A 209-nucleotide genomic window follows, 5' to 3' on the forward strand; every position below is an offset into this window, starting at 1 on the left:
GTTGCGATTCTGAACAACAGTTTAATCAATGTTGCAATTCCCAAATTGACCAATGTGTTTGGATCAACAACAGACCGCATTCAATGGGTACTGACAGGCTATATGCTGGCTTCCGGGGTTATTATTCCGATTAGTGGGTATATGGGAGACCGCATTGGATACAAGAAGTTTTTTATCATCTCACTTGGTGTATTTACGGCAGGCACACT

Annotated in this window: 1 protein-coding gene; it reads left to right on the forward strand. The window is 42.1% G+C overall.

Annotated elements, in window-relative coordinates:
- Positions 1 to 209: MFS transporter (locus LKX83_RS33660; RefSeq protein ID WP_227887667.1), on the forward strand; the 209-nt coding region annotated here is incomplete at both ends.

The organism is Cohnella baijiui, assembly GCF_020731285.1.
Taxonomy (GTDB): Bacteria; Bacillota; Bacilli; order Paenibacillales; family Paenibacillaceae; genus Cohnella.